Raw genomic sequence first — 20,987 nt, 5'->3', positions numbered from 1 at the left:
ACATGCCACCATAAATCCACTCGCTTAAGTACTAACCACTAGGGAAGACCAAAGCCAAGCTCTGCTTAAGTATTTACTACTAGCTGCTCATAGTGGATTCTACCAAAACCAGATTGCTTATACAAGGCTGATTGTCAGTAGCATTACATCGCTTAGTACTTATGCTAAGGTTTGTTGGGCATTTTTTAAAGAAAAAATTAAACTGACTCAGGATTTACAGTTTTTGAGTGACTCATGATGTAACTTGAGAGTAGTGCCTAGCAGTGCCTCTACACTAATTCTCTCCCTGATAAACCAAAAACATTACTGGGCATAGCTTTACAATGTTACGCTAATAAGGCATTATTCGGGGTTATTACTAGCTAGCCGCTCACCCATCGACCGTGAGTCTGTTTGTGGTGCCAAGGCAAGTCTTAGAAATACATAGTTAGCAATACATAGTCAGTTTGGTTTGGAGCAATAGAAGCAATGTACAGTCCTAGCGAGTCTACTAATTCCAGCACTGTTACAGAATTTGGTAGTCGCACTTACGTTTATGAGGTAGTCGGTCTTCGTCAAAATGGACCGATTCGCCAGAGTGGCACCGTTTTGTTGACGGTGCCCTATAACCGCATGAAGCAGGAAATGCAGCGGATTGCTCGCATGGGAGGGAAGATTGTCAGCATTAAACCTCTATCCAGTAGTGCCGCTAATGGGTCAGTGGCTCAAACACAACCTACCCAGTCAGAAAACACAACTAAGCCTACCCAGTCAGAAAACACAACTAAGCCTATGACTCAAGCGAAACCCAAAAAGGCCAAAGATGATATCCCTGTCAATACCTATCGACCCAAAAACCCCTTCATTGGTAAGTGTATATCAAACGAACAACTAGTCCGGGAAGGGGGTATTGGTAATTGCCGTCACCTGAAATTTGACCTTTCTGGAGGTGATCTGCGGTATCTCGAAGGTCAAAGTATTGGGATTATTCCCGATGGTACTGATGACAAAGGCAAACCCCACAAGCTTCGTCTGTACTCCATTGCTTCTACTCGTCACGGGGATGACTTGGATGATAAGACAGTATCCCTATGTGTCAGACAGCTGCAGTACAAACATCCCGAAACTGGGGAGACCGTAAACGGTGTCTGCTCTACCTTCCTGTGCAATATGAATCCAGGGGATGATGTCAAAATCACTGGACCGGTGGGTAAGGAGATGTTGCTGCCATCGGACCCCAATGCCAATATCATCATGATGGCAACGGGAACTGGTATTGCACCATTCCGCGCTTTCCTATGGCGGATGTTTAAAGAGCAGCACGAAGATTACAAGTTCAAGGGCTTGGCTTGGCTGATCTTTGGTATTTCTACCACCCCTAACATCCTCTATAAAGATGATTTAGAAGAAATGCAGCAGAATAACCCAGATAACTTCCGCCTCACCTATGCCATTAGCCGTGAGCAGAAGAATTCTGAAGGGGGCAAGATGTATATCCAGCACAGGGTGGCGGAGAATGCTGACGAGTTGTGGAAGCTGATGCAGGAACCCAACACCCACACCTACATCTGCGGATTAAAAGGTATGGAAGGTGGTATTGATGAGGCTTTGACCGCTGCAGCTGCTAAGGAGGATGTAGATTGGACTACATACCGACAGCAAATGAAGAAAGCACATCGCTGGCACGTTGAAACCTACTAGGTTACGGCTGGTCTAAAGTAAATCCTCCTTTTGGAGGAGTTAGATCAAATTAGCGCGTCTGTTTTTTTTGCCAATAGGGCTGAGTGAAACAGGCGCGCTACTGTTTTTTTGAGCTTATTCTATAGGGCTGCAGCGCGATTTTGGCTAAATAAAAACAAGCTTTAAGATGGCTACACAGTTGCCTTGAATGTTGTGCTCACTTAAACTGAAAATTAATGCTTGCCTGTACGAAATTGCGATATTTATATGGCTACAATTCAGTTATAACAAGAGGTTCAGGCGTTTGAAAACTCGGTTTCCAAAACTTAAGCCATCAACGGTTGAAGGCAAAGGTGGACTCCACAAAACCACCCCTGCAAGCTTCTTCACATGCAGTTCATGCTGTCTCCATCCCCGCTAGACATCTTCGGCTAATACTTAGGGGACTTTTACAAAAAACAGCAAAAGAATCTGATCGCGCACTGCCCAAGTCACAAGACCTATTGCAAAACTATTTTTAGTTATAATTAAGGTTTTGGTAAAAATTAGCTTGATTGTGTACTAAGTAGGTGGGCATAAATAAACGTTAAAACTCAGAATCCGAGAATGAAGCTGGAAGCCTGTAGTCAAGAGGTTTTCACCATTTTGAATCTCACTCGCTATTTTACGGATAATTAAACCCACCTACTTAGGCTTATACACAAAGAGAGTACAAAGCAAGTTTGTTAGTCTTAAGCGATCGCTAAATCAAAAATTGCCAAACCAATTATTATACCACGAAATACTTTTGCAATAGGTCTACAGAAAACAATAATTTCCTGTGATCTGCCTCACATTATTTTTATGAAAAGTATATTTAAATATGCTCATAATACTCATACGCAAGTTTAAACAGAAATTATCTACTAACCAGGGGCGCGTCTATTTGCAAACTACTAGGACTTCCGAAAGAGATAGACCATGGCTGAAAACATAGAACCACAGAAGCCCGAAGTCAGTATCGATCTAACCAGTTTTAATCGCGCGTCTGAGTGCCGCTAGCTGTGGTGACGACACAGCACAGGGGTGCATCTCATATTTGTAAAAAATATCGCAAGTGTGGGGAGTGTGGGGAGTGTGGGGAGTGTGGGGAGTGTGGGGAGTGTGGGGAGTGTGGGGCCCGGGCGCGGGAATTTTCGCCCGAATTTTTGTCTAATTTCAAAACTGAGATGCACTCCAGCACAGCCACTCTCCCTTGCCCAACCCTTTGAAGAAACTGAGACGAATCTAGGGGGGCGGATCTGGTAGGGGTGGGCTGTTTCTTTGACCAAAATATTTCAAAAGGTACTAGAAACCTTTGACCATTACCTCTAGTTTTACTAAAGCGGGTGCATCTCATTTTTACAAAAAGGGTAATAAGGCTGAAACCTTTATTATCCCGTTACCTGAATTATTGATTTGCAACTTTGAGATGCACCCAGTTTTACAGGTGTTCTCATTGCTAAGCACTGAGGATTGAAAAACAGACATGACACAAAACCAAACACCTGAGCAACAGCAAGAAAACCAAACACCTGAGCAGCAAAATACCAACTCTAAATCATCAACTGGAGATAAAGAGAATTTAGTAAATAAGTTAATTGAGATTATTAATCATCCTTACCTATTAAACAAAATATCTCATTATCCACCTATAGTGAGTAATTTTTTGCTGTTTTTTTTAGTGCTTTTAACTGGTGAAAATGCAACTGAAATTGCCAGAGAAATTGCCAAGCCACAAGAATATTTTGAACACCAGATAATTATGGATGATGTATGTAAAACTTTAGAAAGTGGTATCAAAGCATCTTTAAAGCCTAATGAAGAATTTATAGATAGTAAAGCCGAATTATCTGAAGGTAAGGAATTGTGGCCTGTTTTTCGTTGGAAATGTGTCTTTCAAGTACGGGAAGTTAACGAAGGAGGATTAGTTAAAATAAATAAAAGAGAAGAAGGACTTGATTTCAAGCATTATTGTGAAAACAAGTTTAATTATCGTTCACAGGGATTTTACAAAAAATATACAGATCCTCATTCATTTTTTTGTACTCATGTTCATTATGGAAAGGGTAAGGGTCTATGAAAACATAAATTAAGGTAATTGCACTGCTCTATTCCCTGTGGATAACTGACTACAGAACTATCTTCGCCTGAATAGTCCCAATCCCATACTGCTCATAAGGGTAGGTTTTTAACAAAGACGTGAGTGTGGGGTGTGGGGTGTGGGGTGTGGGGTGTAGGGAAGCGATGCAGCGCCGCGCTGCATCGCTTCTTCGTTGTCTTCCTCTTCCTCCCCCTCTGGGTAGTCCCATGTTTGACCCTCCTGTAAAAAACCTACCCCTGTGAGCCACCCCCAGGCTCCTCTCTCTCTTCTCTCTCCTCCCACCCTCCCCACACCTCCCACATCTTCCACCCTCCTGGGAAACACGATTACAAGCCTTGCTATCACTCCCTTGCTCACAGAATGAGATTTATGTTAAATTTAGTTAAAATAACGTTACAATAACTTGTGTTATCACCAGTTATGTGGCAATAACCCTCATGGGTATTGACCAAAAAATACAAACATACTATAAGCAAACGGTTTTAGGGTATTGAATGGATATTTGATCTTGATTTGCTTTGTAATCAGATCCTCCCTCACAGGGTGATACCAGCATTCGTTACCAGTAATAGAGGCGAATAACACATGAAATTTTCTTGGAGAATACTCCTACTCTGGACATTACCTGCCCTAGTCATTGGTTTTTTCTTTTGGCAGGGAACATTTGCCAGTACTACCGGCAATATGGGTAATAATGCCGCCAGTACTCGCATGACCTATGGTCGCTTCTTGGACTATCTTGATTCCGGTAGAGTCACGAGTGTTGACCTCTATGATAGTGGTCGCACAGCGATTGTAGAAGCTGTGGATGTGGATCTCGATAACCGCTTACAACGGCTGCGAGTAGATCTGCCAATTAGTGCCCCGGAACTGATTTCTAAGCTCAGAGAGTCTAATGTTGCTCTGACATCCCATCCCGCTCGCAATGATGGAGCAATTTGGGGACTGCTGGGGAATTTAATTTTTCCGATTCTCTTGATTGCGGGATTATTTTTCCTATTCCGTCGCTCCAGCAACATGAATGGTGGTCCTGGTCAAGCGATGAATTTCGGGAAATCCCGGGCGCGGTTCATGATGGAAGCGAAAACTGGGGTCCTGTTTGATGATGTGGCCGGTATCGAAGAAGCCAAAGAGGAACTCGAAGAAGTAGTTACATTCCTCAAGCAACCGGAACGCTTTACCGCTGTCGGAGCACGAATACCAAAAGGGGTGCTGCTGGTCGGTCCTCCAGGAACTGGTAAAACCCTATTAGCAAAAGCGATCGCTGGTGAAGCAGGAGTGCCTTTCTTTAGCATCTCTGGTTCCGAATTCGTGGAAATGTTCGTGGGTGTTGGTGCCTCTAGGGTTCGTGACTTGTTCAAAAAAGCTAAGGAAAATGCCCCTTGTTTGATATTTATCGATGAAATTGATGCGGTAGGACGGCAACGGGGAGCTGGAATTGGCGGTGGTAATGATGAACGGGAGCAAACCCTAAACCAATTGCTGACGGAAATGGACGGGTTTGAAGGAAACACTGGCATTATCGTGATTGCGGCTACTAACCGTGCGGATGTGCTGGATACAGCTCTGTTACGTCCCGGACGCTTTGACCGCCAGGTGATGGTAGATCCCCCAGACCTGAAAGGGCGGATTAAGATTTTGGAAGTACATGCTCGGGATAAAAAACTGGCTTCAGAAATTTCCATCGAAGTGATCGCAAGACGGACTCCTGGATTCACTGGTGCTGATTTATCCAACCTCCTCAATGAAGCCGCTATCTTGACTGCTCGCCGTCGCAAAGAAGCGATTACAATGCTGGAAATTAATGATGCGGTTGACCGGGTAGTGGCTGGAATGGAAGGTACTCCCTTGGTAGATAGCAAGAACAAGCGATTGATTGCTTATCATGAAATTGGTCACGCTATTATTGGTACCCTAGTCAAGGATCACGACCCCGTACAGAAAGTTACCCTGATTCCTCGGGGACAAGCTCAAGGTCTAACCTGGTTTACTCCTAGTGAAGAGCAAGGTTTAATTACCAGAGCTCAGCTTTTGGCTCGGATTACTGGAGCTTTAGGGGGTCGAGCTGCGGAAGAAGAAGTATTCGGTCATGCTGAAGTCACTACTGGTGCCGGTGGTGATTTGCAGCAGTTGACTGGGATCGCACGGCAAATGGTAACTCGCTACGGGATGAGTGACTTAGGTTCTCTGTCCTTGGAAAGCCAAGAGGGAGAAGTCTTTCTCGGTGCGGGATTAATGTCTAGGGCAGAGTACTCTGAAGAGGTTGCTGCTCGGATTGATCAGCAAGTTCGTCAAATTGTAGAACATTGCCATCAAGAAGCACGAGAGATCATTCGGCAGAATCGAGATGCGGTTGACCGATTGGTGGATCTGTTGATTGAGAAAGAAACTATTGATGGTGATGAGTTCCGTCAAATTGTAGCTGAGTACACCAATGTGCCTGAAAAGCCACAGTATGTACCTCAGTTATAAGGGCTTGTTGACTGTTGAGGGTTGAAGGTTGAAGGTTTAAGCTTGAAGGTTGAAGGTTTAAGGTTGAAGGTTTAAGGTTTAAGGTTTAATGTTGAAGGTTTGAGGTTAGTGGACAGTAGGCAAAAGTATCACAAAGCTTGGCCATTGCCTCAAGTAATTTGCTATACTTTAACTATGAAATTAGTGCAATGACCTTGTCTCAATTCAATAAATTTCCCGAAAACCAAGGGTTTTTTAGTGAGATTGGATCTGGTTTACGCACTTTTATGATGGCGCACAGTGAGGCGAGCAATCCCTCGCCTCACTGTGCTTTGGGAGATACCCCCTGGCTGAGCAATCAGCTTGCATTGGCGGGCTAAAGTTTATCTTGGTAGACTTTGGTAGCTAAAAAGTATCGGTTACAGCAAAATTTAATTGGTAGTTGAATGGGCATCGAACCCATGCAATTACCTACTATGCTTCCCCGGCTTGTTCAGAAGTCGGGGATTGTTGTAATTTTGTTCATTGAATATAGCGGTTTTCTTGAGCAATCAAGTATAGCGAATTTTCTTCCCCTTGCTCCCTACTCCCTACTCCCTACTCCCTACTCCCTACTCCCTACTCCCTACTCCCTACTCCCTACTCCCTGTTCCCTGTTCCCTTTACTAAACTACCTCACCCAATTTAAAACCCCTATATTGATTAATCCAAATATGGCAAGATTACTTGAAACTTTGTTCCCACACCAACTTCGCTGTCCACTTTAATCTTACCCCGATGCAATTCAACACATTTTTTAGCAATAGCCAGACCTAACCCTGTTCCTTTTATAGCACCAACATTAGTGGCTCGATAGAAAGATTCAAACACTCGTTGCTTTTCTTTTGCTGGAATACCAATCCCTGAATCGCGAATAGTTAAAATAGCTTCTTCTGGCTGACAAAATACGTCAAATTTAATGATTCCTCCTTGGGGAGAATATTTTACCGCATTAGATAGTATATTAGTCAAAATTTGTCCAACTAGCTGTTCATCTAAATTAACTTTACTAGAATGACTCTGACTGGAAAAATCAATTTTATAGTCACTATTTAACGTAAGCTGTAAATTATTAAGGATTTTTTGGCATAGTTTATCTAGATTCAAGTATTCAGGATGACAATCAAGTTCCCCTGATTCAGTTTTATCTAGGAAGATCACATTGGTCAGGAGTTGGTTCATGTGTTCAACCGCCCATCCAATTTGTTTAAAATGTTTCAATTTTTTATCTTCTGACAATTTTTCACTGTACTTAGCTAGTAATTCAGTAGAAGATTGAATCATCATCAGTGGAGTACGAAACTCATGAGATATCGTACTAATAACCCGAGATTTAAGTTCACTGAGTTCTTTTTCCTGCTCTAGAGATTTGCGAATGATTTCTGAGCGACGTTCTCGTTCTTGGATATCCGCTTCCAATTTTATTTTCTCTTTTTCTAAAGCTTGAGCTTTTCTAAGTTCAGTGGTGTCTTGTAGCATACCAGAAAAACCGGTCACCACACCATCAATAATTAAGCTTGAATGAATATTAATCTCCCCCCAGCGGCACTTCCCTGTTTTGGTAACATATCTTATTTCATGTTTAAAGGAATCCTTTTCACCCTTGACTAGAGACTGCCACAATTGTTGATAACGTTCCTGATCATCAGGATCAATAAATTTTAGGCAATTTTTACCTAGACTTTCTTCTACAGTAAAGCCAGTGAAAGTAGTCCAGGCAGAATTGAGAAATATCCAGTGTCCAGTGGCATCGATTTGAAAAAACACTTCTTTAACACTTTCTACCACAGAACGATATTGTTTCTCCCTCTCCCGTAAGCTTTTTTCTGCTCGATTAGCTTGGATCAGACGACGGACACGCTGCCTTAGAACTGATGGTTGGATGGGTTTAGTTATATAATCCGTTGCTCCGACTTCAAATGCCCAATCAACGGAAGCTTGGTCATTAAGTCCAGTAATCATTAATACTGGTGTTGATTCATTTTTAAGTAGCTTTTGGATTTGGGCGCAACACATAAACCCATCCATCACTGGCATCATAGCATCCAGTAAGACTATATCCGGTTTTAGCTCAGTATAAGTTGCCAGACACTGCTCCCCATCCCCTACATCTTCGACGTTATATCCCTCATTTTCCATAATTTTACGCAGCATTGTCCGCGTTTGTATATCATCATCGGCGACCAGGATTATAGGAGGATGGTTTTGTTCAGGATTAATCATAGTTAAGCTATTTTACACTGTTTATTTTTCATAGTTTTTAATAACAATCAATAGTTATTAATTTAATTGCTAAGTCTTGATAAATTTAATAAGAGTTATTAAATCTTATTAATCAGAATTTTTAACTGATTGCCTAACCTAAAGTACTTGTAAAAACCTTGATAAAAATTGCTATATTTGTGAACCTTAGCACAGTAATTTTGCCTGCATGAGCATGATGCTCACAGGAAAAATTTAGTTGACGAATCAAATCTGATTGTTAGAGTACAGAGGATGGTAGTTTGAGAAGGTATAAAAGTACTCAGCTTTATCTTCCTGGATCATCTCTAGTTACCAAAACCGTATTTTTGGGTATTTTTTTGAGTTTGCAGTCAATTAAGATCTAGCAGAAATTACTCAAAGTGTTGACTGTTGACTGTTGACTGTTGACTGTTGACTGTTAATAGTAACTTTGAGTCAATGCATAGCCTACCCAAATTCTAGTGAGGCACACACCAAATTTCTTTCCTCTGGTCTGCTTCTTCCCACTCTTCCCCTCTGACCCTAAAAAAAAATAAGAGAGTCACAACTGCGGCTCTCTTAATCATCAGGGTGCATCTACTGATCTAAATATAACACAAATAATGAGGGGTGCAACCCCTCACCCCAAAAATATAACAAAATGTTATTTTATATACCGTCTTCAGGGACAAGTTAACTGCGACCGGATGGGTTAACCCATGTAACGGATATAACGGAAGATGATATGGTTCTACAAAGACTCAAGTTGTGCTCAAGGCGTCAAACTCTGCAATGGCTAATCTTCGCATCCAGCAGCGTTATCTTGGGGGCATGTACTCCCTTACAGCAAGCATCTTCTGGGAATGACTTGGCTGATGCTAAGCCCAGCCCATCAATGTCTTTCTCTCTAGGGGTGACCACTTGGATTGGTTTGACTCCTCTTTTGATTGCGCTCAAAAAAGGCTTCTTTGAGGAACTGGGGCTAAGGGTTGACCTGAAAACTTTTGGGTATAATCCCGATTATATCTCTGCCTTTTTAGCAGGAAAACTGGATGCTATTGCCCCTGTAACCTCTGAAGCAGTCTTATTGGCAACTAAGGGCAAAGACTATCGCATTGTTTTGGTAGAGGATAACTCCGTTGGTGGGGATGGCATCTTAGCCCGGAACAGTATTAGTAGCATTAAGGACTTTAAGGGCAAGAAGATTGCTGTTGAAAAAGGGGCAGTTAGCCATTTCTTTCTACTAAAAGTACTCACAGCAGTTGGGTTGAGTGAAGCTGATGTTACCTTGGTGAACGTGGATCCAGCGGGAGCAGCAGCAGCTTACCAGGTGGGGAATGTGGACATTGCTGTTACCTATGCACCATTCCTAAAACAGGCTAACTTGGCTCAACCTGATGGACGCATTATCTATGACTCGTCCCAAATACCAACAGCGATTACTGATGTTTATCTGTTTGCCACTGAGTATATCGAAGCCAACCCGGAGGCGGTGGAAGCCTTTGTCAAAGGGGTTTTCAAAGGACTAGGGTTTCTCAATCAAAATCCATCGCAAGGGTTAGCGATCGCAGCTAAGGAGTTGAAAATTGAGCCAGATACTCTAGCTGCTGATCTAAAAGGGATTAGTCTCCCAGATGCTCGTGCCAATCTGGAGATGCTAGGAAATAAGCAGAGTGATTCCTACTTACTAGAGCCCTTGATGGATATGGCGAGGTTTTTGGCAAAGCAAGGCAACATTGATACTATTCCTGATATGGAGCAATTTCTGGAACCGAAATTTGTGAAAGCCGCTTTAGAAACATTCTAGAAAAATATTATCTAAATTTGCTGTCAGTTAAGACCCCTGTGCCACAACCTATATCTTCTCCCCGCAAACGTTATCTACGACCATCCGTATTTTGGAGTATCCGTCAGGGCTTTCCTGGCTGGCTCAGTGTCCTGCTCACCATCATTGCCTTAGTGGTACCCCTGCTAGTTTGGATCTTCCTAAGCTATCAAGAATTAGTAGACCCAAGATTCCTGCCAAGTCCGATGGTTGTCCTGAAAGCTGGCTGGAAAATGTTGACAGAAGAGGAATTACTGACTGATATTATCGCCAGTTTCACCCGTGTGCTAGTTGGTTTTCTGTTTGCGGCAGTAGTTGGTATTCCCATTGGCATTGCCATGGGGACATTTTACAGCATGGAGAGCCTGTTTGGTACGATTGTCGGTATTGTACGCTATATGCCAGTGGCAGCGTTTATGCCCCTAATTGTTCTATGGGCAGGGTTAGGGGAAACCGCAAAGATCCTAATTATTTTCTTGGGAATTGTGTTCTACAACGCGATAATGATTGCTGATGCTGTCAAGTTCATTCCTGATGAAATGCTCAATGTGGCTTACACCTTGGGGGCGAATCGGGTTGATGTATTATTTCGAGTGATTCTACCAGCAACTCTACCAAATATTATTGATACGATGCGGGTTAATGTTGCTGGTGCTTGGAATTTTCTTGTGATTGCGGAATTAATTGCTGCTGAAAATGGTTTGGGCTTCAAGATTATCTATTTTCAACGATTCCTAGAGACAGATAAAGTGCTCTTTTGTATTTTAGTCATTGGACTCATTGGGTTAATGCTGGATTTTGGGTTTAGGTTGCTTTTCCGCTTAACTGTTCCTTGGTCGGAGCAATTTGTTGAGCGTTAAAGGTTTAAGAAGGTTGAATCAGGTTGAAGGTTAAATAGGGTTGAAGGTTGGAGGTTGAATGTTGAAGGTTTAAGGTTGAAGGTTTAAGGGTTAATAAGGTTGTTCGCGTAGCGTGGCCTATTGGCCAAGGGTAAGGATTCAGCTGATAGCTTCAGATATTTTCCCGATTCCCGATTCCCGATTCCCGATTCCCGATTCCCACACTTCCCCTTCTTTTTTACAAATATGAGATGCCCCCTTTGAAAATGACCAATAATCACAATTTGCCTAAGCTACAGGTGTGCGCTCTTTCCAAAAGTTTTCGCCACCGACGGGAAGAATTGGTAGTGCTAAAGGATATTAATCTCGATCTTGAGGCGAATGAATTTGTCTGTATAGTTGGACCCTCTGGCTGCGGCAAATCAACCTTGCTCAACATTATCGCTGGACTAATTCCTCCCTCTAAAGGACATGTAAAGGTAGATGGTGAGGTGGTTTTAGGTCCTGGTCGGGATCGGGGCATGGTCTTCCAGAACTATACCCTATTTCCCTGGCTAACGATTGCTGATAATATCGGTTTTGGTCTGAGGTTACAACGATTGCCTAAGGGGGAATCCCAAGAACGGATTGCTTACTATTTGGATGTAATCGGTCTAAGCCGCTTTGCTAATGCCTACCCCAAACAGCTGTCAGGGGGGATGAAACAACGGGTTGCGATCGCACGAGCGTTGGCTAATGAACCGGAAGTGCTGTTGATGGATGAGCCCTTTGGAGCCTTAGATGCCCAAACTAAGGAGGAATTGCAGGAATTCTTCCTTGGACTTTGGCAGAAGACCCATATTACTGTTTTGATGATTACCCATGATGTGGAAGAAGCGGTGTTCTTATCCCAGGGTATCTATGTGATGGGAACTCATCCCGGTTATATCCGGGATAAGATTATGATTGATTTGCCAGCTGTTCGTACTCTGGATACAAAGCTAACCCTGGAATTTGTGGAATTGAAACGGCAAGTAATTCAAGCTTTGCAGATTTGATCATGGTTATTAATTGGAGATAGTGGCTATTTTATAGCAATTCTACGACTTGTGAGGTACAAATTTCGGGGTTTTAGGGAGCAGGGAGCAGGGAGCAGGGAGCAGGTAAGAGAGAAGAGGGAAGAGGTAAAAAATAATGTCTACCTCATAGCTATGATAAACGCTATATATGGAGGATATATGAGTCCTGTCTTATTAATTAATGAGTTTGTCAACCAAGCCAACCTTCCTACCCACCTTTGGTCAAAATCTCAAGGGAAGCTACCAAAAGCGAAACCCAACCTACAAGATATGCGCACTGGTGACAAGTTAAGGCTGTATAGCAGTTTTGGTTCTTCAGTACCTGCTATGCTAAATTTCAGCTTAAAAAAATCAGAAAGCTTACTATACAAGGGTTCTGAGCCTATTTAATTAACAAAAATTGCTAAATACTGCCTCTTTGCACTGCTCCGAAGTCCCTGCTCCCTGCTCCCTTCGTCAAAGTATTAATTTAGCATAACAAGTACGGAAGAGCCGCAGTTTTCAAGGTTATTTTATAATATTTACTTAAAAAAAAATTGCCTAAAATGATGTAAATCAGGCAATGTAATGATATGTATTAATTATTAGTCAATTTCCGATAGGTTGACTTCTATCACTGAGTAATTAGTGAAAAATCCGCACTTTCTAATGCATCATAAAAGTCCTTAGATAACAGTTCGCTTTGAGTAACAACTACAAATAGGGGTGGGTTATTTGGTGAAATAGTAATGGGTTTTATTGGAGGAATATCCAATCCAGTAGAATCGAAAATAAATTCTATTAAGTCCGTTTCTCCAGTTATTGGGAAGTCTTGCACATCATTACAAGTTAGGCCGTATGCACCGACCAAGTATTCAGGAGAAAAAACCAAAAAGCCTTCACCCTGATTATCTAATATTTCCTGAATGTCTTGACGGTTGTCTATTACAGGTATAACTCGTGTATCTGCAGATCCAATCCCATCATAAAACCGTTTAGGTTGACCGATTACAAGTGTAGTCAAACCTTGTGGTACTGGAATTGTATGCTTAGATCCTATGTCTATAGGATGATATCCATCCACATTCACATAAACAGCAATAGCATCAGTTTTGCCATCAGTACATATATGATCAGTATTTGGAACTATTAATTGAGTACCCCATTCATAGTGTACTTCGTTCACGATGTCATTATATTCATATTCATCTTCAACTACATATACCTTTGTTAGGGTTTTGATCTCATAAGGGCTAGCTAGCGCGGGTTTCGTTGCTAGCGAAACAAAAATCAATGTAACCGATAAAAGTATGACAGTAAAACGCTGGAATACTTTTAGCATCAATTTACTCCTTTTTTTTGGTTTTGCTAAAGCACATTTAATAACAGTAAAAAAATGTGCTAGTTGTATAAGTCCTCTGGGGAGCATGTCACTTATGCAGAACATTTGTACTAAAGCTATAGCCCCCTCATGGGTAAAAGCCAAGCTCCTATGGTACATAGTTCATTTGTTCTGGAACATAGACTTGCTCCCCATCAATTTGTGAGAACAAAATAATAGTAGCCCTGTTTTATATCTCTGAACCTCATAAAACTCATAGAAAAACTCATAGAAAAACTCATAGAAAAACTCATATTTCACGAAAAACTCAGGGAGCATGTCACAAAGCGCCGAATCTTTGGGGAGCAGGTCAATTTTGTAAGAACACTTGAACTATAAACCCTTGAACTACAGTGTTTTCGGGGCTTGAGTAGCAGTCATGAGCGTTATAGTACATATATACTATAAAGTTGACATACTCCCAAAACTCATAGAAAAACTCATAAAACTCATGTAAAAGCTCATGTAAAAACTCATAGAAAAACTCATAGAAAAACTCATATCTCACGAAAAACTCAGGGAGCATGTCACAAAGCGCCGAATCTTTGGGGAGCAGGTCAATTTTGTAAGAACACTTGAACTACAAACCCTTGAACTACAGTGTTTTCGGGGCTTGAGTAGCAGTCATGAGTGTTTAGTACATATATACTACTAAATTTACATACTCCCAAAACTCATAGAAAAACTCATAAAACTCATGTAAAAGCTCATAAAAAAACTCATAGAAAAACTCATAGAAAAACTCATAAAACTCATATCTCACGAAAAACTCAGGGAGCATGTCACCGCATGTCACTTATGCAGACCCTTGAACTACAGTGTTTTCGGGGCTTCAGTAGCACTCATGAGTTTTTTAGTACTTTTGTACTACTAAGTTGACATGCTCCCCATTGTAAGCTATAAGCTTAAGCGCTACGCGCACGCTACGCGAACAGCGATTAGCGCTAGTTGAGGTGCCAAAGGCCAACGGCTGACCACTGACTACTGACCACTGACTACTGACCACTGACTACTGACCACTGATGGCTGACAGCTGAATGCTTAAATCGCATTCACAAAATTCTGATAAGCGGTCTCAACCTTTTGGGCTTGAGAAGCTACATCAGCCTCTAACTGTTTCAACCGAGCTAATTCTTGCTCCCGATTAATTTCACGAGATTCTTTTTGTTTCATTAAATTATCTAATTCCGCTTTGCGAGCTTTAATATCATCATCCATCCGCTCAGTTACTTCCTGCTCATACATATCAAAACATTCTTTGATAGCATCATAAATTGGTTGCCATTGCTCTTGTGCTACCTGAGGCAAATATTTCACCAACTCTTTTCTAGCTGCTTTCACCAATTCCTTACGAGCTTGATCGGCTTGCACGACTCCAACCCCTAATCCTAATAAGGCTAGACCCACTGGTCCGAGAGCAATCCCAGAAACATAGGTAATGATGCCACCAATTCCCATGACTGTGATGAAATTCAGCACAATATTTTTCCAATCGAAACCAGCTCCAGCCATGGCGACTCCTGCTAGATTACCCCTAGCTAAGGAAAATAATCCTGCTGCCCATTTTGCCCAAGCGGGAGCGTTATCTTCTGTAGTGTAGTTGCTGACAGGTCTTACGGTTTGTCCGGTTAATTTTTGATTAATTTTATCCGTGACTTTAGTATAGGAAGCACCGTAGGTTACTGCACTGCGAGATAGCTGAGCAAAGGCAGCATCCATCTCTTTTTCAGCTGTCTTACTCCACTCTGACAATTTATCATTAATATACCGTTCAAATGCCTGTCTCAACTCTGATTCAAAGGCTTCTCGTTTCCCTGTACTCAATAAATCCATAAATCGGAGTTCAGGTTGATAGTATAAAAAATCCGACTCAAAGGTATTACCTAAATTTAAAACATAGGTACGAAATGAATCTGCTATCGCTTTTGCTTTACTATCCCGAACCGCTTTAATTTCATCCTTAAATTGCTCACCAATATCCTTGAGTTTATTAAATTCTGGTTCAACGGAACTAATCCGTTCCTTCAATTCATTTAAATCTTGCTCTAGCAAGGGGATGCGACGTTCAATAGCTTCATGAACATGGTTACTCCCTTGACGGGCTAAGGTTCTCGCTTGTCGTAATTCAGAAATTGCTCGTTCCTTCGTTAAAAATGTATTGAGTGCTCCCATAAACTCTGGAAACCCTGTGCCATCAAGAGACACCTCTGGATTTTTAACTCGCTTGCGCAGGGCATTAATTGCTGATATTTCAAACACTCGTTCATCATAGATATCATAGCCATCTACCTGACAATAGTCTGCCAAGTTAGCCTGAAATACTCGCCCCAGTCTATCTTCAGCTTCTTCTAATTCTTCTGTATCATCCGGGTCAATCAAACTTTCCCGAATCTGGTCCCAAGCATTAATTAGAAAGAAAACCGTTAATCCCCGGTCTTTTAGATAATTTTCTAGATAACGACGTTCTCCTAAAGTACAGGGCTGAGTTGCTCTGAGGACAAACAGGATAGCGTGACAATTATTAATGTAACCGAGGGATAACTCATTGCGCGCTTCCGTATCATTTAGTCCTGGACTATCTACAATTTCAATCCCTTTCTCTAGCAACGGTAAGGGATACTCCACTATGGCATGACTAACATTCGGAAAGGCTAGCTTCTTCTGTTGTTCCAATCGCTTTGCTTCAGCTGGGTCGATGGTATAGCGATGCTTAAAGGATTTAAAATCAATTTCTTCTGGTGGTGTTTCATCATTAAAGTACACTGTCACCTTCTTTTGATCACCATAGCGTAAAACTGTCAGTAAAGCTGTACAAGGATTGACATCACTGGGGAGTAAATTCTCACCAATTAAGGCATTGAGAAATGTACTTTTTCCCCGCTTCATATCCCCTAATACCAGTAGTCGAAATCGCCCCTGCTGTAAATTTTTACTAGCTTTAGAAATATCTTCAATATCTCTATCCAAGCCTAACTTACCGGAATTATGCTCTCCTGCGGATTCCGATTGTTCCAGTATGGCACTGATTTGACTCAAGTAACCAGCTATTTCACCACGCACCGTGGCAACTCGATCGAGATCATGGAGAAAATTTGTGGTTTCGATTTTAGTACTCATAGTTCTAGTATTTCTATTGGAGATGTAAAGATAGGGTTGATAGAAAAAGCGATGCAGCGCGGTCTTGGGGAGGCAGCGCGGTCTTGGGGGTCCCCCCCATGAGCGACTGCCGTGGTTTCCCCCATGAGCGACTGCATCAAGACAGGGAATAGGGAACAGGGAACAGGGAAGAGTAGTCAAGAGATGCGAGTAGTTTTTGGTGTTATGCTCAATTAGCATTCGTTTTCATGATCTATTTAGAAATGCTATAGTTTGATCTTAGCTAATTAATGGTTTCAACACTTCCTACTCCCTACTCCCTACTCCCTACTCCCTACTCCCTACTCCCTTGAATGCTTACATTGGAGCTGCTAGCAAGTACCCATAAACGGATTCAATACCATTAACCTTAGACAATACGTCAGCATCCAAACTTCTCAGACGCTTTAACTCAGTCTCGCGATTAACTTGATTAGACTCTTTTTGCTCTACCAAATTATCCAACTCATCCTTCCGGGATTTAATGTCATCATTTAATCGTTTAATCACCTGGCGTTCATAATCATCAAAACACTCGTTGACCGCATCATGAATTGGTTGCCATTGCTCCTCAGCCAACTTAGGCAAATAGTTTACCAACTCTTTCTTAGTAGCTTGAATTAATTGTTTGCGAGCTTGATCGGCTTGTAAAGCCCCAACCCCTAGACCCATCAGAGCAAAATATAATGGTCCTATCAATGCTGTTGTAAAAGTTGTTGTGAAAATCAATAAAAAGCTAGTAATTCCCCACACAGCAAACCAATTGACCAGAATATTTTTCCAATCAAATCCAGCACCAGCTAGAAACACACCAGCAACATTACCTGAAGCTAAGGATAAAAATCCCATCGCCCAACTGGCCCAGGTTGGTGAAGTTTCTGCTGAATCCATAGTGGTATTCGTGTAAACCTTTTTACCAATTAACTTTTCAGTCATGGCATCAGCTATCTTACCATAGATGGCACCATAATTAGCGGCACTCCTAGCTAGTTCTAAAAATGCTTGACTTATTTTTTGCTCAGCGGTGACTTCCCAATCCGAAATCTTTTCGTTAATGTATCGTTCAAAGGCTCGCTTAAATGCTGCATTAAACTCATCCCGTTTCCCCTGTCGCAGGAAATCCAGAAAGCCTAAATCTGGCTGATAGCGGACAAAGTCCGATTCAAAGGTATTACCTAAATTTAAAATATAGTCCCGAAAGGAATTAGCGACAGCTTTTGCTGTACGGTTACGGGTAATTCGGATTTCTTCCTGAAATTGATCGCGAATTTCCGTCAGTTTCTCAAATTCCGGTGCGACTTCGCTAATCTGCTGTTTCAACTGATTAACATCCTGATCCAGCAATGGAATACGCCGTTCAATCGCTTCATGGACATGGTTATAGACTTGCTGAGCTAGGATTTTAGCTTGGCGCATTTCCGCGATCGCACGTTCTTTGGTTAAAAATGAATTAAGTGCTGCCATCAGTTCAGGAAATCCCGTTCCTTCAAGAGAATCCTCGGAATTTTTAACCCGGCGACGCAACGCTATCAATGAAGAAATTTCAAAGACTCGTTTCTGATAAGTCTGTGCCTCTACTTGAAAATAATCCATCAGGTTAGCTTGGAAGACTTGACGGACTTTTTCCTCAGCTGCTGCGAGTTCTTCGGAGTCTTCCGGGTCAATCAATCCCTTACGAATCTCATCCCAAGCATTAATTAAAAAGAAAACTGTTAATCCCCGACCTTTAAGATAATTTTCGATATAACGACGTTCTTCTAGAGTACAGGGCTGAGTTGCTTTGAGGACAAACAGGATAGCGTGACAATTATTAATGTAACTGAGGGATAACTCATTGCGCGCTTCCGTATCATTCAGTCCTGGACTATCTACAATTTCAATCCCTTTTTCTAGCAACGGTAAGGGATATTGCACCACGGCATGGCTAACATTGGGAAAGGCTAGCTTTTGCTCTTGTTCTAGTCGCTTGGCTTGATCTGGGTCGATGGTATAGCGATGCTTAAAACTTTCTAAATCAATTTCTTGGGGTAGTGTCTCATCATTAAAGTACACTGTAACTTTCTTTTGAGCACCATAGCGTAATACCGTCAGTAAAGCTGTACAAGGATTCACATCACTGGGCAGTAAGTTCTCACCAATTAAGGCATTGAGGAATGTACTTTTTCCCCGCTTCATATCCCCTAATACTAGTAGTCGGAATCGCCCCTGCTGTAAATTTTTACTGACTTTATAGATATCTTCAATATCTCTCTCTAAGCCTAACTTACCGGAATTTTGCTCCCCTGCGGATTCCGATTGCTCAAGAGTGTTCTTGATTTGATTTAAATTACTGGCGATTTCAGCACGAACTCTGGCAACTCGATCGAGTTCATGGATAAAATTTGTGGTTTCCATTTTAGTACCCATATTTATTTTTATCTTAGCTAATTAATGGTTTCAAAGGGAACAGGGAACAGGGAGTAGGGAGTAGGGAGTAGGGAGTAGGGAGTAGGGAGTAGGGAGTAGGGAGTAGGGAGTAGGGAGTAGGGAGTAGGGAACAGGGAACAGGGAACAGGGAACAAAAATTATCACAATTAATTTATAATCCCTAGAATATACTTGATAAGTCTTTATTATAAAATTTTATGATATTCTGGAATTAGTTACTGTTTAAATATTTTAGTATTGGGAATTGATTCATTTAACCTTATTGCCTTTTTATTTTTTTGTTCAATCGTCATTTTTCCAGAAAATTTCGTACCCTAACCAGGCAATTCCTCCAACTATCATCACTAGGGCAAGCCAATAAGCGACTCTAATGGTGACAACAACGGCAATGACAACGGCTAAGAATTTCCCGAATCTAGCTAGCTTTCTGCCCCACTTTTTTAGTTTACCTTCAGGTTTTTCATGCTTCTGGGTTTGATGAACTTGTGGTTCCTGTTGATAAATTTCAGCTTCGATTTCCCGGAGTCTAATCTCTCGCTCCCGTTGCTGGAGTTCTTGTTCTCGAAGCTCAAGGTCTTTAGCTTTTTCTTCTTTGGAATTCATCGGGTTTCCCTTAGTTGACTGAAAATTTCCTGGTTGATTGACAAATCTAGTCTGATGCTTCTGTCATGGTTTGACAGTACCCACAGGGGTACCTTTATGATTGGTCATTAGCTACTATAGCAATTCTAAATTGATTCAATATAGGTCATAAGTATGATCAACGCTATAGTTGTTACTAATGAACATATTGCTGAGTAAGACTTGTCACTGTTCACAACTAGAGAGGTTACAGTTGAGAGGTTACAGTTATAGAGTTCCCCGACAATCTGGTCTGATTAACACCAGAAGGTCTAATATCCTCAGGATTTACATTAGGATTGCTGGAATCAGATGCAAAATGAACCATTACAGGCAAATACAACACCCTTTTTCCATGTGTCGGTATTGAGTCAGGAATTAATTGAGGGACTAGCTGTCTGTCCTGGTGGTCATTACTTAGATGCCACTGTCGGTGGTGGTGGACACACTGAGTTAATTTTAGCAGCAGCACCGGATGTGGAGGTTACAGCTATTGACCGGGATGCTAATGCGATCGCAGCCGCCAAGACCAGGTTAGCCAGTTATGGCGGAAGAGTTCACTTCTGGCAGGAAAATTTTGCCGAATATCAGGCTAATGATAGGGTATTTGATGGTATTATTGCGGATTTAGGCGTCAGTTCAGCTCAGCTAGATTTACCAGAGCGAGGCTTTAGTTTTCGCCATACTGCTCAGTTAGATATGCGGATGGACCAAAGCAAGTCTCTGACGGCAAAGGATGTTATTAATCATTGGGGTGAGGTACGGCTAGCGGATGCTTTTTATAAGTATGGGGAAGAACGGTTATCCCGGCGGATGGCACGCCGGATTGTTGAGAAGCGTCCGTTTCAGACAACCACTGAATTAGCCAATGCGATCGCATCTTGTGTTCCCCCGAAATACCGCTATGGCAGGATTCACCCAGCGACTCGGGTGTTTCAAGCCCTAAGGATTGTCGTCAACCAGGAACTTGAGAGCCTCGAAACCTTTCTCGACATTGCCCCCCATTGGCTGAAACCAGGAGGAAGACTTGGAATTATCAGTTTTCACAGCTTGGAAGACCGGATTGTGAAGCACAAATTCCGGGATTTGTCAAAGAATTGCTCACTATTGCGAGTGCTAACCAAAAAACCAACTGTAGCACAAGCTGAAGAAATCCAGCTTAACCCTCGTGCTCGTTCCGCTAAACTCAGATTCGCAGAGCGACTAGAGCTGAGTATTCAAGACTAAC

The 20,987-nt window shown here is 41.9% G+C and carries 19 protein-coding genes; 11 read left to right on the top strand and 8 right to left on the bottom strand.

What is annotated here, in order from left to right:
* The first annotated feature begins 468 nt into the window (after positions 1-468).
* The 3 genes from petH to F6J90_RS34895 all read left to right on the top strand — a co-directional run bounded on the left by petH (position 469) and on the right by F6J90_RS34895 (position 3,760).
* Positions 469-1,680: a ferredoxin--NADP reductase gene (petH, locus tag F6J90_RS34905; protein WP_293104636.1), complete on the top strand. Its 1,212-nt coding sequence runs from the start codon at positions 469-471 to the stop codon at positions 1,678-1,680.
* A gap of 1,044 nt (positions 1,681-2,724) precedes the next feature.
* Entirely contained in the window at positions 2,725-2,946 is a 222-nt protein-coding gene (locus F6J90_RS34900; protein ID WP_293104633.1) for a hypothetical protein, read from the top strand.
* A 220-nt stretch (positions 2,947-3,166) separates the two neighbouring features.
* Positions 3,167-3,760 (top strand): hypothetical protein, encoded by a 594-nt coding sequence (locus F6J90_RS34895; protein WP_293104630.1) that lies wholly within the window; start codon positions 3,167-3,169, stop codon positions 3,758-3,760.
* 108 nt (positions 3,761-3,868) lie between these two features.
* On the opposite strand, the gene F6J90_RS34890 is transcribed toward F6J90_RS34895, so the two are convergent.
* Positions 3,869-4,126: a hypothetical protein gene (locus F6J90_RS34890; RefSeq protein WP_293104627.1), complete on the bottom strand. Its 258-nt coding sequence runs from the start codon at positions 4,124-4,126 to the stop codon at positions 3,869-3,871.
* 240 nt (positions 4,127-4,366) lie between these two features.
* On the opposite strand from F6J90_RS34890, the gene ftsH2 reads away from it, so the two are divergent.
* The 3 genes from ftsH2 to F6J90_RS34875 all read left to right on the top strand — a co-directional run bounded on the left by ftsH2 (position 4,367) and on the right by F6J90_RS34875 (position 6,999).
* Positions 4,367-6,253, top strand: a complete 1,887-nt coding sequence (gene ftsH2, locus F6J90_RS34885; RefSeq protein ID WP_293104624.1) for an ATP-dependent zinc metalloprotease FtsH2 — start codon at positions 4,367-4,369, stop codon at positions 6,251-6,253.
* A gap of 137 nt (positions 6,254-6,390) precedes the next feature.
* Positions 6,391-6,612, top strand: a complete 222-nt coding sequence (locus tag F6J90_RS34880) for a hypothetical protein (RefSeq protein ID WP_293104621.1) — start codon at positions 6,391-6,393, stop codon at positions 6,610-6,612.
* A gap of 96 nt (positions 6,613-6,708) precedes the next feature.
* Positions 6,709-6,999 carry a hypothetical protein gene (locus tag F6J90_RS34875; protein WP_293104618.1) on the top strand — a complete coding sequence of 97 codons (291 nt, stop codon included), beginning with the start codon at positions 6,709-6,711 and terminating at the stop codon, positions 6,997-6,999.
* Here F6J90_RS34875 and F6J90_RS34870 read toward each other — a convergent pair.
* A complete protein-coding gene (locus F6J90_RS34870) occupies positions 6,935-8,494 on the bottom strand; it encodes a response regulator (RefSeq protein WP_293104615.1) in 1,560 nt (519 codons plus the stop codon). The two genes, F6J90_RS34875 and F6J90_RS34870, sit on opposite strands and share 65 nt — an antisense overlap.
* 745 nt (positions 8,495-9,239) lie before the next feature.
* Between F6J90_RS34870 and F6J90_RS34865 the strand changes: the two genes are divergently transcribed.
* The 4 genes from F6J90_RS34865 to F6J90_RS34850 all read left to right on the top strand — a co-directional run bounded on the left by F6J90_RS34865 (position 9,240) and on the right by F6J90_RS34850 (position 12,606).
* Positions 9,240-10,301 carry an ABC transporter substrate-binding protein gene (locus F6J90_RS34865; protein WP_293104613.1) on the top strand — a complete coding sequence of 354 codons (1,062 nt, stop codon included), beginning with the start codon at positions 9,240-9,242 and terminating at the stop codon, positions 10,299-10,301.
* 38 nt (positions 10,302-10,339) lie between these two features.
* Positions 10,340-11,179 carry an ABC transporter permease gene (locus F6J90_RS34860; protein WP_293104610.1) on the top strand — a complete coding sequence of 280 codons (840 nt, stop codon included), beginning with the start codon at positions 10,340-10,342 and terminating at the stop codon, positions 11,177-11,179.
* A 245-nt stretch (positions 11,180-11,424) separates the two neighbouring features.
* Entirely contained in the window at positions 11,425-12,195 is a 771-nt protein-coding gene (locus tag F6J90_RS34855; RefSeq protein WP_293104607.1) for an ABC transporter ATP-binding protein, read from the top strand.
* 51 nt (positions 12,196-12,246) lie between these two features.
* Positions 12,247-12,606 carry a hypothetical protein gene (locus tag F6J90_RS34850; protein WP_293104605.1) on the top strand — a complete coding sequence of 120 codons (360 nt, stop codon included), beginning with the start codon at positions 12,247-12,249 and terminating at the stop codon, positions 12,604-12,606.
* Between the two features lie 223 nt (positions 12,607-12,829).
* Here the strand turns inward: F6J90_RS34850 and F6J90_RS34845 are convergent, their stop codons facing one another.
* The 6 genes from F6J90_RS34845 to F6J90_RS34820 all read right to left on the bottom strand — a co-directional run bounded on the left by F6J90_RS34845 (position 12,830) and on the right by F6J90_RS34820 (position 19,741).
* Positions 12,830-13,624 (bottom strand): hypothetical protein, encoded by a 795-nt coding sequence (locus F6J90_RS34845; RefSeq protein ID WP_293104602.1) that lies wholly within the window; start codon positions 13,622-13,624, stop codon positions 12,830-12,832.
* Between the two features lie 586 nt (positions 13,625-14,210).
* Complete coding sequence (locus F6J90_RS34840) at positions 14,211-14,372, bottom strand: hypothetical protein (protein WP_293104599.1); 162 nt, start codon at positions 14,370-14,372, stop codon at positions 14,211-14,213.
* Between the two features lie 245 nt (positions 14,373-14,617).
* The gene (locus F6J90_RS34835) at positions 14,618-16,912 is read right to left on the bottom strand and encodes a dynamin family protein (RefSeq protein WP_366513965.1); all 2,295 of its coding nucleotides are present in this window, start codon (positions 16,910-16,912) and stop codon (positions 14,618-14,620) included.
* Between the two features lie 117 nt (positions 16,913-17,029).
* Positions 17,030-19,105, bottom strand: a complete 2,076-nt coding sequence (locus tag F6J90_RS34830) for a dynamin family protein (protein ID WP_366513964.1) — start codon at positions 19,103-19,105, stop codon at positions 17,030-17,032.
* Between the two features lie 29 nt (positions 19,106-19,134).
* Entirely contained in the window at positions 19,135-19,272 is a 138-nt protein-coding gene (locus F6J90_RS34825) for a hypothetical protein (RefSeq protein WP_293104593.1), read from the bottom strand.
* A gap of 148 nt (positions 19,273-19,420) precedes the next feature.
* Positions 19,421-19,741 carry a hypothetical protein gene (locus F6J90_RS34820; protein ID WP_293104590.1) on the bottom strand — a complete coding sequence of 107 codons (321 nt, stop codon included), beginning with the start codon at positions 19,739-19,741 and terminating at the stop codon, positions 19,421-19,423.
* Between the two features lie 330 nt (positions 19,742-20,071).
* Between F6J90_RS34820 and rsmH the strand changes: the two genes are divergently transcribed.
* Positions 20,072-20,986 carry a 16S rRNA (cytosine(1402)-N(4))-methyltransferase RsmH gene (rsmH, locus tag F6J90_RS34815; protein WP_293104587.1) on the top strand — a complete coding sequence of 305 codons (915 nt, stop codon included), beginning with the start codon at positions 20,072-20,074 and terminating at the stop codon, positions 20,984-20,986.
* Position 20,987 lies beyond the last annotated feature (1 nt).

The organism is Moorena sp. SIOASIH (assembly GCF_010671925.1).
In the GTDB taxonomy this organism is placed as follows: Bacteria; Cyanobacteriota; Cyanobacteriia; order Cyanobacteriales; family Coleofasciculaceae; genus Moorena.
Note: the sequence above shows the minus strand (reverse complement) of the source record. Positions and strands in the feature narration are given on the sequence as shown.